9 protein-coding genes are annotated in these 12,618 nt (G+C 60.8%); 4 read left to right on the top strand and 5 right to left on the bottom strand.

Translation table 11 applies throughout. The annotated features are described in order from the left end of the window. Positions 1-21: 21 nt before the first annotated feature. From M2401_RS14580 to M2401_RS14570, 3 genes are all read right to left on the bottom strand, one after another. On the bottom strand, positions 22-921 hold the full coding sequence (locus tag M2401_RS14580; RefSeq protein WP_259103858.1) for a hydroxymethylglutaryl-CoA lyase: 900 nt from the start codon (positions 919-921) through the stop codon (positions 22-24). Between the two features lie 53 nt (positions 922-974). Further along, positions 975-1,355, bottom strand: coding sequence for a MerR family DNA-binding transcriptional regulator (locus M2401_RS14575; RefSeq protein WP_259103857.1), 381 nt, complete (start codon positions 1,353-1,355; stop codon positions 975-977). A gap of 132 nt (positions 1,356-1,487) precedes the next feature. Further along, positions 1,488-2,435, bottom strand: coding sequence for a LysR family transcriptional regulator (locus M2401_RS14570; RefSeq protein WP_259103855.1), 948 nt, complete (start codon positions 2,433-2,435; stop codon positions 1,488-1,490). Positions 2,436-2,599: 164 nt separating this feature from the next. Between M2401_RS14570 and M2401_RS14565 the strand changes: the two genes are divergently transcribed. After that, entirely contained in the window at positions 2,600-3,832 is a 1,233-nt protein-coding gene (locus M2401_RS14565; protein ID WP_259103853.1) for an acyl-CoA dehydrogenase, read from the top strand. 154 nt (positions 3,833-3,986) lie between these two features. Here the strand turns inward: M2401_RS14565 and M2401_RS14560 are convergent, their stop codons facing one another. Together M2401_RS14560 and xthA are read right to left on the bottom strand one after the other, a co-directional pair. Further along, positions 3,987-5,306: a phosphate ABC transporter substrate-binding/OmpA family protein gene (locus M2401_RS14560; RefSeq protein WP_259103976.1), complete on the bottom strand. Its 1,320-nt coding sequence runs from the start codon at positions 5,304-5,306 to the stop codon at positions 3,987-3,989. A 141-nt stretch (positions 5,307-5,447) separates the two neighbouring features. Beyond that, positions 5,448-6,260 carry an exodeoxyribonuclease III gene (gene xthA / locus M2401_RS14555; protein WP_259103851.1) on the bottom strand — a complete coding sequence of 271 codons (813 nt, stop codon included), beginning with the start codon at positions 6,258-6,260 and terminating at the stop codon, positions 5,448-5,450. 139 nt (positions 6,261-6,399) lie between these two features. Between xthA and M2401_RS14550 the strand changes: the two genes are divergently transcribed. From M2401_RS14550 to M2401_RS14540, 3 genes are all read left to right on the top strand, one after another. Further along, on the top strand, positions 6,400-7,041 hold the full coding sequence (locus M2401_RS14550; RefSeq protein ID WP_259103849.1) for an N-acetyltransferase: 642 nt from the start codon (positions 6,400-6,402) through the stop codon (positions 7,039-7,041). Between the two features lie 67 nt (positions 7,042-7,108). Beyond that, the gene (locus M2401_RS14545) at positions 7,109-8,836 is read left to right on the top strand and encodes an autotransporter assembly complex family protein (RefSeq protein ID WP_259103848.1); all 1,728 of its coding nucleotides are present in this window, start codon (positions 7,109-7,111) and stop codon (positions 8,834-8,836) included. Between the two features lie 68 nt (positions 8,837-8,904). Then, positions 8,905-12,522: a translocation/assembly module TamB domain-containing protein gene (locus tag M2401_RS14540; protein WP_259103975.1), complete on the top strand. Its 3,618-nt coding sequence runs from the start codon at positions 8,905-8,907 to the stop codon at positions 12,520-12,522. The last annotated feature ends 96 nt before the right edge of the window (positions 12,523-12,618 follow it).

Here is a 12,618-nt window from a genome sequence, read left to right as displayed (position 1 = left end):
TCTGTGACAAGTTGTCGCACCTCAGGCCGACAAACGTGCCTTCGCCACTCGCGAGCCGGTGGCCCGTCCCAGAGCCCTGGAGATGCCCAGACCCGCGTCAATCAGGCGATCCAGGTCGATGCCGGTGTCGATCCCAAGGCCATCGAGCATGTACAGCACGTCTTCACTGGCGACGTTGCCGCTGGCGCCTTTTGCATAAGGACAGCCACCCAGCCCGGCGACGGAGCTGTCGAAAACGCTGATGCCTTCCAGCAGGCTGGCGTAGATATTGGCCAAGGCCTGGCCATAGGTGTCATGGAAATGCCCGGCCAACTGCTGGCGTGGAACACGAGCGGCCACGACCTCCAGCAGGGTCCGCGTCGCACCCGGCGTGCCGGTGCCGATGGTGTCGCCCAGGGACACTTCGTAGCAGCCCATATCGAGCAGTTCCCGGGAGACAACCGCGACCTGTTGCGGGCTGATAACACCTTCATAAGGGCAGCCCAGCACACAGGACACATAACCGCGCACCTGAATGCCGTTGGCGCGGGCGGCCTCCATGATCGGCGCAAAACGCTCCAGGCTTTCCTTGATCGAGCAATTGATATTGCGCTGCGAGAAGGACTCGGAAGCGGCGGCAAATACCGCGACTTGCCGTACCCCGGCGGCGAGGGCGTCTTCGAAGCCGCGCAGGTTCGGCGTCAGCGCCGAGTAGGCGACACCCGGGTGCTGGTCGATGGCGGCGAAGACTTCGGCGGAGCCGGCCATCTGTGGCACCCACTTGGGCGAGACGAAGCTGCCGACCTCGATGTGGCGCACGCCGGCGTCGGTCAGGTCATTCACCAGGGCGACCTTGTCGGCGATGCTGACCGGGTTGGCTTCGTTCTGCAGGCCGTCGCGAGGACCGACCTCCACCAGGCGCACGGATCGGGGCAGGGACATGGGGGTCTCCAGTTAATTGTTATTCGAGAAATATCTATTAACTTGATGAATTCTCAGGAAATTCTTTCAAGCTCTGTGCGGCAGCGTTCTTCGGCGGTATCGAGTTCCAGCTGCATTTGCTGGATGTCCAGTAGCTGCTGTTCCAGCTGCCCACGACGCTCTTCGATTTTGCCGAGCATAGTGTTCAGCTGCTTCTGATTGCCGCCACTGGGGTCGTAGAGCTCGATGAGTTCGCGGCATTCGGCCAGGGAGAAGCCGATGCGCTTGCCGCGCAGGATCAGCTTGAGGGTGACTTTGTCCCGGGCCGAATAGATCCGCTCAAGCCCGCGCCTTTCCGGTGTGAGCATGCCTTGTTCTTCGTAGAAGCGGATAGCCCGGGTGGTGATGTCCAGCTCCCGGGCGAGGTCGGAGATGCTGTAGGTCTGGCTGCTCATGGCAAGGCTCAATGGAAACGTGCCGCTAACCTAAGACGTGCTTGACGTATACGTCAAGCGCGTTGGCTGAGAGCCTTGAGTATTTTGCTATCCCAGAAATAACCTTAAGCATTGATAAGTTATATATATCAATCAGTTATGTTGTGATTCTAAGGTTTTATCGAGTTTTTTCTCTTGAGTCGTCACCCACTGGCACAGCTCAATGATCTGCTCGCGCATCCAGCGATTGGCCGGATCCTGGTCGGTGCTTTCGTGCCAGTACAGGTGGGTTTCGACGGTGGGCACATCGTTGACGGGCAGGTAAACATAATGCAGGTCGTTGCGGCGGGCGAAGCGCTCCGGCACGGTCATGACCATATCGGTCTGCTGCAACACCTGGGAGGCCATCAGGTAATGCTGCGAGCGCAGGGCGATCTTGCGCTGGATGCCCATCTTGCCCAAGGCCAGGTCAACATGACCGAGGCCACTGCGGCGACTGGAGATATGGATATGGGTCAGGGACAGGTAGTCATCGAGAACGAACGCTGCCTTGTGGGCCAATGGATGACCCTTGCGCATGGCGCACACATAGCGGTCTTCCATCAGCTTGACATGGCGCACCTGAGGGTCGGTGTTGAGCGGCGCATCGACGGCGAAGTCCAGGCGTCCGGCGGCCAGTTCCTTGGTGGTCTCGCGGCGTTTGGAGAGGAAGCTTTCGATGGTCACGGTTGGGGCCAGGCGGCGCAGACGCTGGAACAGCAGGGGCAGGATCACCGCTTCGGTGAGGTCGGTCATGCTGATGCGGTAGTTCTTGTTGGCCTGCAACGGATTGAAGATGCGGCTTTCCTGCACCGACACCCGCAGCAGGGACAGCGCATTGCGCACCGGGCCGATGATGTTTTGGGCCATGGGCGTCGGCACCATGCCTTGGGCGGTGCGCACGAACAGCGGGTCGTTGAAGGTCTCGCGCAGGCGGGCCAGGGCGTTGGACACCGCTGGCTGGGTGATGCCGACAATCTGGCCGGCGCGGGTCAGGTTGGCTTCGGTGTAGATCGCGTCGAAGACAATGAATAGATTCAGATCGACCTTGCTCAGGTTCATGGGATGCGCCTCCGGATTGCTTATTGTTTTTAGTGATGCTCAATCAGCCGATCATATATCGGTTATGAATGTTTATACACGCCGAGAATAGGTTAGATAAATGCAGGTCGCTGCTCTAGCATCGTTTTCATGACAACCGATCCCTTATTGCGAAGGTAGCTCTCATGGATTTTGCGTACTCCCCCAAGGTTCAGGAACTGCGTGAGCGCGTCACCGCGTTTATGGATACCTATGTTTATCCGGCCGAGCCGGTGTTCGAACGTCAGGTCAGCGAAGGCGACCGCTGGCAGCCGACAGCGATCATGGAAGAGCTCAAAGCCAGGGCCAAGGCCGAGGGCTTGTGGAACCTGTTCCTGCCGGAGTCCGAACTGGGTGCGGGCCTGAGCAATCTTGAATACGCGCCGCTGGCGGAAATCATGGGCCGCTCGCTGCTGGGCCCGGAGCCGTTCAATTGCTCAGCACCGGATACCGGCAACATGGAGGTGCTGGTGCGCTACGGCAGCGAGGCGCACAAGCGTCAGTGGCTGGAGCCGCTGTTGCGCGGTGAGATCCGCTCGGCCTTCGCCATGACCGAGCCGGACGTGGCTTCGTCGGACGCCACCAATATGGCCGCCCGCGCTGAGCGTCAGGGTGACGAATGGGTAATCAACGGCCGCAAGTGGTGGACCTCCGGTGCCTGCGATCCGCGCTGCAAGGTGATGATCTTCATGGGCCTGAGCGATCCCGACGGTCCGCGCCATGCCCAGCACTCGATGATTCTGGTGCCCACCGATGCGCCGGGGGTGACCATCGTGCGGCCGCTGCCGGTATTCGGTTATGACGACGCGCCCCACGGCCACGCTGAGGTGCTGTTCGACAACGTGCGCGTGCCTTATGAAAACGTGCTGCTGGGTGAGGGCCGTGGCTTCGAGATTGCCCAGGGTCGCCTTGGCCCTGGTCGCATCCACCACTGCATGCGTTCCATCGGCATGGCCGAGCGGGCGCTGGAGTTGATGTGCAAGCGTGCGGTCACACGGGAAGCCTTCGGTCGCCCTCTGGCGCGTCTGGGCGGTAACGTCGACAAGATCGCCGACTCGCGCATGGAGATCGACATGGCACGGCTGCTGACCCTCAAGGCGGCCTACATGATGGATACCGTGGGCAACAAGGTGGCGAAAAGCGAAATCGCCCAGATCAAGGTGGTGGCGCCCAATGTCGCCCTGCGGGTGATCGATCGTGCTATCCAGATTCACGGCGGTGCCGGGGTCTCCAACGACTTCCCGCTGGCCTACATGTACGCCATGCAACGTACCCTGCGCCTGGCCGACGGCCCGGACGAAGTACACCGCGCGGCGATCGGCAAATACGAGATCGGCAAGCACGTGCCCAAGGAAATGATGCGTAGCGAGCGGCGTTAAGTAAAACGACGCAATTCCCTTGTGGGAGCCGGCTTGCTGGCGATTGCGGTGGCTTGGTCAGCGATGATGAGTCTGGCGGACTGCGCTGGCTTTGACACCGCTATCGCCACCAGAGGCGGCTCCCACATCGATCTCAGATGTCAGGCCGCCACGCTTAATTAACCCACACCTCAACCCGTCGATTCTTGATCCGGCCGTCGTCGACATCGTTGGCGGCCACCGGCATTTCGTCGCCAAAGCCAAGCACATCGTTGGGATTGACGCCGTTTTTCATCAGTTCGCGCCGCACCGCCATCGCCCGCAGTTTTGACAGCAGGGTGGCGCGGGCCGGGTCGTCCTTGGCATCACCAAAGCCCACCAGAGTGACACGCTGATCGTGGCGGTCACGCTTGTTCAGGTAATCGGCAACCCGTTTCAGGTCACGTTGTGCCTTGCTGTCGAGACGGGCGCTGCCCTGGGCGAAGCGAAAATTCACGGACAGACGCTCGGCCTGGCGGGTCAGGGCCTGATATTCAGCGGGCATCTGTGCGGTCGGCTGCACTTTGATCGGCTGCACGGTCTGCGCGACAAAACCGTTTTGCGCAACGATGGCCTGGCCTTCCGGGCTTTGCGCAAAGGCTACCAGGGCGTGGGCCCAGGGCTGATGCAGCTCTGCAGGCAAATAGAGGTACAGGCGCCGCGACAGAGGATAGTCCTCGGTGGCGATCAGGCTGATTGTCGGCAGCATGGCCTTGGAGTCACCGTCGATGATCGCCAGGGCCTTGGCCCGACGCACGTAAGGCATGCCGATAAAGCCGATGCCCTGGCGATCCTGGCTGACCGTATCGGACAGTTGCTCGCTGGACTCGAAGCGCTTGGCCGAGCGCGACAGGTTCTTGCCATTCTTGGCCAGTACCAGTTCGTTGAAGGTATCAAAGGTGCCGGACTGCTCATCACGGGCATACAGATGAATGGCGCCACCGATGCCGCCGACTTCCTCCCAGTTCTGGATCTGCCCGGAAAAAATCTGCGCCAACTGCACGGTGTTGAGTTCCCGCAATGGATTGCCGGGGTGCAGAATCACTGCGACGCCATCGATGGCGATGGTTTGCTCGGCCCTGGCGGCGCGCAGGTCGCCGATGCCGCTTAACTCGCTGACTTCCTTGTCCTTGATCGGACGGGAAGATGCAGCGAGATCGGCGCTGCCGCTCTTGAGCGCGGCGAAACCGGTGCTTGAGCCATGGGCGGCAACGCTGACACTGACGGTTTGTCCACTGGCGGCCGTGCCCATGAGGGTGACTTCGTTGGCGGTGCTGCCCGGTTCGCTATGCACCTGCTGCAGACCTTGCTTGCGCATCAGGCCTTCAACCAGGGCCGGCCCCAACTCTGCGCCAATGGTGTTTGAGCCCTGAATACGCAGGGCGGGCGTGCCCTGGGCAGGCAGGGGCAGGGCCGCTGAAGCGGCGACAGGAAACACCGCTGTGCCCAAGAGCATCAGCAGTGAAAGGGTACGAAAAGTAAGAGTGCGCAGCATCTGCGGCACCTCTGCAGGACAGAAAGTGCCGGGAGAATAAGACAGACTGGTTGCGGGAATATGACAGGCGGTCACAAATCTGTCCCGCCGGTCAGATCAGGCTCAGCTCAGTTCCAGCCAGATCGGCGCGTGGTCCGAAGGCTTTTCCATGCCGCGCAGTTCGTAGTCGACGCCAGCGGCCTTGATTCGTGGCTCCAGGCCCTTGGAAGCCATGATCAGGTCGATGCGCAGGCCACGCTTGGGCGCGTCTTCGAAACCGCGGCTGCGGTAGTCGAACCAGCTGAACTGGTCGACCACCTCGGGGTACAGATGGCGGAAGCTGTCTACCAGACCCCAGGCCTTGAGGCGTTCCATCCACTCGCGCTCTTCCGGCAGGAAGCTGCACTTGCCGGTCTTGAGCCAACGCTTGGCGTTATCCGGGCCGATGCCGATATCGCAATCCTGGGGAGAGATGTTCACGTCGCCCATGACCACCAGTGGCTGGTCATTCTTGAACTGGCTTTCCAGCAACTGCTGCAGGTCGTTGTAGAAGCGCTGTTTGGCCGGAAACTTGGTCGGGTGGTCGCGGCTTTCGCCCTGGGGGAAGTAGCCGTTCATGATGGTCACCGGCAGGCCGTTGGCGTCGGCGAAGGTGCCCCAGATAAAGCGCTTCTGGGCTTCCTCATCATCGCTGGCGAAACCCTTGTGCAGGGTCAGTGGGGCCTGGCGAGAGAGCAGAGCAACGCCGTAATGGCCTTTTTGCCCGTGAAAATGCACGTGATAGCCCAGTGCTTCGATCTCGGCCTGGGGGAATTGCTCGTCGCAGACCTTGGTTTCCTGCAGGCCGATGACGTCAGGCTGGTACTTGTCGATCAGCGCTGCCAGTTGATGCGGTCGGGCACGCAGACCGTTGATGTTGAACGAGACGATTTTCATGGCGTGCAGTCCTCGCGAAAAAACGCAAAGCCTAGCCGATGCTAGGCTGCAAGAACAGGGTTGAACTGTCGGCGGCGCGCGTTACTCGAAGCTTGTAACGCTGCACCCATGACAGCGCGGTATTAACGAGGTCCACTGCATGTCCGAATCCACTGCCGACGTTCGCCAGCTCGACAGCACCTACAGCCGCGAGACACGTTCGCTGCTGTATCACGCCTACCGCCACGAGCCAAGCTTCGCCTTCCTGTTCAATGCCCAGCGCTCCGGCTACGAGCACCGCGTGCGGGCGACCATTCGCGAGCTGGTCAATCAGCATTTTCTGCAAGACCTGCCTGCATTGGGTTTGTTCATCGAGGATCGCCTGGTGGGTGTGGCCCTGATCACGCCGCCGCAACGCCGACTGGAAATTACTGAAAGCTGGGCGTGGCGCTTGCGCATGGTCTTCAGCGCCGGTTTCAACTGCACCCGGCGTTATCTGGAGTATCACCAGGACGTTCAGGCCTGCATTCCCTCCAGTGCCGTGCATGTCCTGCCTTTATTGGGCATCCATCCGGAATTTCAGGGGCATCATCTTGGCGAGCAGTTGATGACGGCGTTGCATGCGTGGTGTGCGGTCGATGAGTCGTCCGAGGGCGTCGTGCTGGACACGGGGAATCCGAACTATCTGGAGTTCTATAAGCGACAGGGTTACGAGGAGATCGGCGAGGTGGCTGTAGGACCTGTCCGGGAGCATGTATTTTTCCACGCCAAACCTGAGGTTTCTGCGGCCGTGATGGCGTAACGCTATGAACTTTCTGGCTTTTGTCAGGTTCTAGCGCTTCTTGTCGCCCGTGTTAGCATCTGCGCCCATGAAAGTGTTTAACCGATTCAGTAGCGGTTTGTTTCTCTGTTTTTTCAGCGCTCTGGCCGTTGCCGAGGCGCAGTTGCAAGTCAGGGTGACCCCCGCCAATCCCGAACTCAAGGCCAATGTCGAAGGCTATGTGGGCAGCCTCGGCGAGCGCGATGCCGAGGCCCTGCGCCATTTCAGCCTCGGCGCCGAGTTGCAGGCGCAGAAGGCTGCCCAGGCCCTGGGTTACTACCACTCCACAGTCGAAAGCAAGGTCACCAGCGGCAAGACCCCGCAGTTGGTCATCAGCATAAAGCCCGGCGAGCCCATCCATCTGCGTAATGTGACCGTACGGATTGAGGGCGAGGCGGCCACGCTCAAGTCGTTTCGGGTCCCGCAAAGCGATGTGCTCAAGCCCGGCGCGGTGCTCAATCACGGCCACTACGAAGACGCCAAGCACTTGATCCAGAATCAGGCGTCGCGTTTCGGCTTCTTTAGTGGGCATTTCGTCAGTCAACGTCTGTTGGTCGATCCCCAGGCCGGGGTTGCCGATATCGAGCTGGTTTATGACAGCGGTCCGCGCTACCGGCTGGGCAAGGTCAGTTTCAAAGGCGACGCACCCTTTGATGAAGACCTGCTGCGGCGCATGGTGCCCTTCAAGGAAAACACGCCCTATGACGCGGAGCTGATTGCCGAGCTGAATCAGGCCATGCAATCGAGCGGCTATTTCGAAGGGGTGCGGGTCGATGCTGCACCCACGGCGGCGCAGAATCAGGTGGTGCCAGTCAGTATCGATCTGGATACCCGCAAGCCCCGAACCATGGGCCTGGGCCTGGGTTTCTCCACTGACGTGGGCGTGCGCGGCAAGGCCAACTGGACCCGCCACTGGGTCAACGCCCACGGCGACAGCTACGGCGCGGAAATGGAACTGTCGGCGCCCCGGCAAAACGTCGGGCTGTGGTACGAAGTCCCCCTCGATCCGCCCCTGACCGACAAACTGCGCTTTGCCGGTGGCTATCAATATGAAGAGATTGCCGGTACCGACAGCCTCAGCAAGCTGCTGACCGTCGGCCCCGAATGGCACAGCAAGTTGCCCAGCGGCTGGGAGCGAGTGGTCTCACTCAAGCTGCAGCGCGAGGAATACCGGCTGGGCGACGATGCCGGTTTGAGCACCTTGCTGATGCCGGGTCTCAGTTATTCCTACCTGCGCAGCGACAATCGCATCGATCCGCACAAAGGTTATCGCCTGCAGTTCGATACCCAGGTCGCAAAGGAGGGCATTGTCTCGGACTCTAACCTGCTGCGCGGTACCGCGCTGATCAAGGGCCTGACCACCCTGGGCGAAAACCATCGCCTGCTGGGGCGGTTGCAGATCGGCGGCAATGCCACCAACGGCTACAAGTCGATCCCGCCGTCATTGCGTTTCTTTGCCGGTGGCGACCAGAGCGTGCGCGGTTATGACTATCAGTCACTGTCGCCGAAAAACTCCGATGGCGACCGCATCGGCGGGCGCTACATGATCGCAGGCAGCCTTGAGTATCAATACTCCATTGCCGAGAAGTGGCGAGTGGCAACTTTTATCGATGAAGGCAGCTCATTCAACAGCCTGGAGCTGCCCAGCCTCAAGCGCGGCGTAGGTATTGGCGTGCGCTGGATTTCCCCGGTCGGGCCAATACGTCTGGACCTGGCCCATGCGCTGGATGATCCGGGAGGTATTCGTTTGCACTTTTCCATGGGGCCGGAATTGTGAGTCGGCCTGGCGTGTTGCGCGGTTTGAAAATTACGGGTCTGGGCCTGCTTGGTCTGTTGCTCGCGATCATGGCGTTGGCCTATTGGGCTTTGGATTCGCAAACGGGTAGCCGGTGGGTATTGGCTCAGGTGCCGGGTTTGCAGGTTGACGGCTTCGAAGGTGAGTTGGCCGGGCAATGGCATGCCGAGCAGCTTGTTTGGGCGCAGGACGGCACCCGCGTCGAGGTTTCAGCCCCGGTACTGGCCTGGTCACCGGGCTGCCTGCTGCAACTGACGCTGTGCATAGATCGCCTGCAGGCTCAGCAAGTCCGGGTGCAATTGGCGCCTTCACCCGGCGAACCGACGCCAGGCCCCATCACGCTGCCGGATCTGAAATTGCCCCTGGCCCTGCGTCTGGGTGACGTGCAGCTGGGCAGCCTGCAACTCGATGGTGTCGAGCAATTGCGCGACCTTAAGCTTGCCGCCCACTGGACCGCTGCCGGCCTGCAGATCGATACCGCGCATCTGCAACATGAGGCCTTCGTCGTCGATATGACGGGTTTATTGAATCCCCAAGGCGACTGGCCGTTGACGGCCAAGGGCAGCGTGCAGATGCCGGAGCAGGGCGGGCAACCCTGGAGTCTGGCGCTGGATATTCAGGGCGACCTGCTCAAGACCCTGGGACTTCAAGCCCACAGCAGCGGCTATCTGCAAGCTGAGCTAAATGGCGAACTGCAGCCCCTGGCCGAACACCTGCCAGCCAAAGTTACGATCAGCGCCGACAGCTTCAAGGCCAGCGCCGATCTGCCCGACACCCTGCAACTCAACCAACTGAACCTGAGCGCCGACGGCAATCTGGAGCAGGGCTATCGCGTCAATGGCACTGCCAGCCTGCCTGCCCAAGGTCAGGCGGTTGCTCTGAAGCTGCAAGGCCGCGTCGACGCCAAGGGCGCTGACATTCAGGCTCTGGAACTCAAGGCGACGCCTGAACAGCACTTGAGCCTGAGCGGCAAGCTGGACTGGCAAAAAGGCTTGAGTGCCGATGCCCATGTCGCCTGGCAGGATTTTCCCTGGCACTCGCTGTATCCGGCTATCGCGCAACCCCAGGTCAAGGTCAGGATCTTCAATGGTGACCTGTCCTATACCGATGGCCGTTATCTGGGCAACTTCAATGGCCAGTTTGATGGCCCGGCCGGGCCGTTCAGCCTGAACAGCCCGTTCAGTGGCGATCTGGAGCGAGTGTTTCTGCCGCAGCTGGAGGTAGTTGCAGGCCAGGGTAAGGCCAGTGGTCACCTGAACCTGCAATTTGCCGATGGCATCGGCTGGGACACGGCGCTGGACCTGAGCGCCATCGATCCGGCCTATTGGGTCGCCGAGTTGCCCGGTACCCTGGCCGGGCCGGTGCGCAGTCAAGGCCAGTTCAAGAATGAGCAACTGAGTCTGACCGCCGATCTTGATCTCAAGGGCCGCCTGCGAGGGCAGCCTGCACTATTGCAGGCCAAGGCCGACGGGCTCGGTGAGCATTGGAATCTTCAGGCCCTGGATATCCGTCTGGGTGACAATCGCATTCAGGGCAAGGGCAGCCTGCAACAGAAGTTACAGGCGCAACTGGATCTGAACCTGCCTCGTCTCGGCCAGCTTTGGCCCGGCTTGCAAGGCCAGATCAAGGGGCGTGTGGACGCCAGCGGCACCGTGCAGGCGCCCCAGGGGCAAATCGCGCTGCAGGGCACTCGCCTGACCTGGCAGGACAATAACCTGCAAAGCCTGAATCTGGATGCGCGACTGGACAGTGGTCAGCGCGGCACCCTTGTGCTGAAGGGTACGGCGATCAAGCTGGGGGATACGGCCCTAGGTACATTGCAGGTCAACGGCCAGGGCGATCTCAAGCGTCAGCAGGTAAAACTGGACCTGCAAGGCCCATTGCTGAAGCTGGCGCTGGCTCTGGATGGCAATCTGGACAAGGGCAACTGGCGCGGACGCCTGGCCAGCGGCGATATCCAAAGCGGTGGGCAGGACTGGCGCCTGCAGCAACCGGCCCGACTGGAGCGGCTGGCCGACGGCAAGCTCAACTTCGGTGCTCACTGCTGGGTCTCCGGCGCTGCCAGCCTGTGTGGTGAAGATCAGCGTCTGGCGCCTGATCCGCGCCTGCGTTATCACCTCAAGCAGTTTCCGTTGGACAGTCTGGCGCAATGGCTGCCCAAGGATTTCGCCTGGAAAGGCCTGCTCAACGCCGATGTACAGGTCGATATTCCAGCATCCGGTCCCAGCGGCCAGATCGTCATTGATGCCGGTGGCGGCACCCTGCGCATGCGCGATCAGCATCAGTGGCTCGATTTCCCGTATGAGCAGCTCAAACTGAGCAGCAAACTGACCCCCAAGCAGGTCGATACTCAACTGAGTTTCGTCGGCGGCAAACTGGGCGCCTTGCAGCTCTCGGCGCGCATAGACCCGTTGGCAAAGAACAAGACGCTCAGCGGCAATTTCACCCTGACCGGCCTGGATTTGTCGGTGGCCCGGCCATTTGTCGCCGGGGTGCAGAAGCTTAATGGTCATCTCAACGGCAGCGGTACCCTGTCGGGCAGCCTGTTGACGCCTCAAGTCAATGGCAGCGTAACCCTGAGCGACGGCGAAGTTTCCGGGCCCGAGCTGCCGGTGGATCTGCGCGAGCTGAACGTCAAGGCGCTGATTGTCGGCAACAATGTGCAACTGGAGGGCGGCTGGAAAAGCGGTCCGGCCGGGCAGGGCAGCCTCAATGGCCGGATTGCGTGGGCCGATGCGCTGACGGTGGATCTGCGCGTCAAGGGCTCGCAGCTGCCGATTACGGTTGAGCCCTATGCCAAGCTGGAATCGGCGCCGGACCTGCATATCAGCCTGCAGGGCGACAAGCTGGCGATTGCCGGGAAAGTGTTGATTCCCAAAGGCGTCATTACCGTGCGGGAACTGCCGCCGTCCACGGTCAAGCTGTCGGATGACACCATCATCATTGGTCAGCACACCGAGGCGGGCAAGCCAGCCATGGCGATGGCCATGAATATAGACGTGGAAGTCGGTTCGGACGTCCTCAGCTTCAGCGGTTTTGGTCTGACCGCCAATCTGCGCGGCCATGTGCATATCGGCGACAACCTGGATACCCGCGGTGAACTCAACCTGATCGATGGCCGTTACCGGGCCTATGGCCAGCGCCTGACCATTCGCAAGGCTCGGCTGTTGTTTGCCGGGCCGGTAGATCAGCCTTATCTGGATATCGAGGCGATTCGCGAAGTGGATGAGGTGATTGCCGGGATTCGCCTGAGCGGCAGTGCCGAACAACCCACCACCACGGTGTTCTCGGAACCGGCCATGAGCCAGGAGCAGGCGTTGTCGTACCTGGTGTTGGGTCGGCCGCTGAACAATACCGGCGAAGACAGCAATATGATGGCTCAGGCCGCATTGGCCCTGGGCTTGGCCGGGGGATCGTCAACGGCAGGAAAACTGGCCAGCGACCTGGGTATCCGTGACTTCGAGTTGGATACCTCAGGCAGCGGCGAGAAGACCAACGTAGTCGCCAGCGGCAAGATCACCGACAAGCTGAGCCTGCGCTACGGTGTTGGCGTATTCGAACCGGCCAACACCATTGCCTTGCGCTACCTGCTAAGCAAGAAGGTCTACCTGGAAGCGGCGAGCGGTGTCGCCAGCTCCCTGGATATCTTCTACAAGCGGGATTTTTGACAGACAGCGAAATAAACGCCGGAAATGTAGGACCTGCCGAAGGCTGCGAATGGATGACACACCGATATCGCAGCCTTCGGCAGCTCCTACAAACCT

This window comes from Pseudomonas sp. JUb42 (genome assembly GCF_024807945.1).
GTDB lineage: Bacteria > Pseudomonadota > Gammaproteobacteria > Pseudomonadales > Pseudomonadaceae > Aquipseudomonas.
This window is presented reverse-complemented; position numbering and strand designations above follow the sequence as displayed.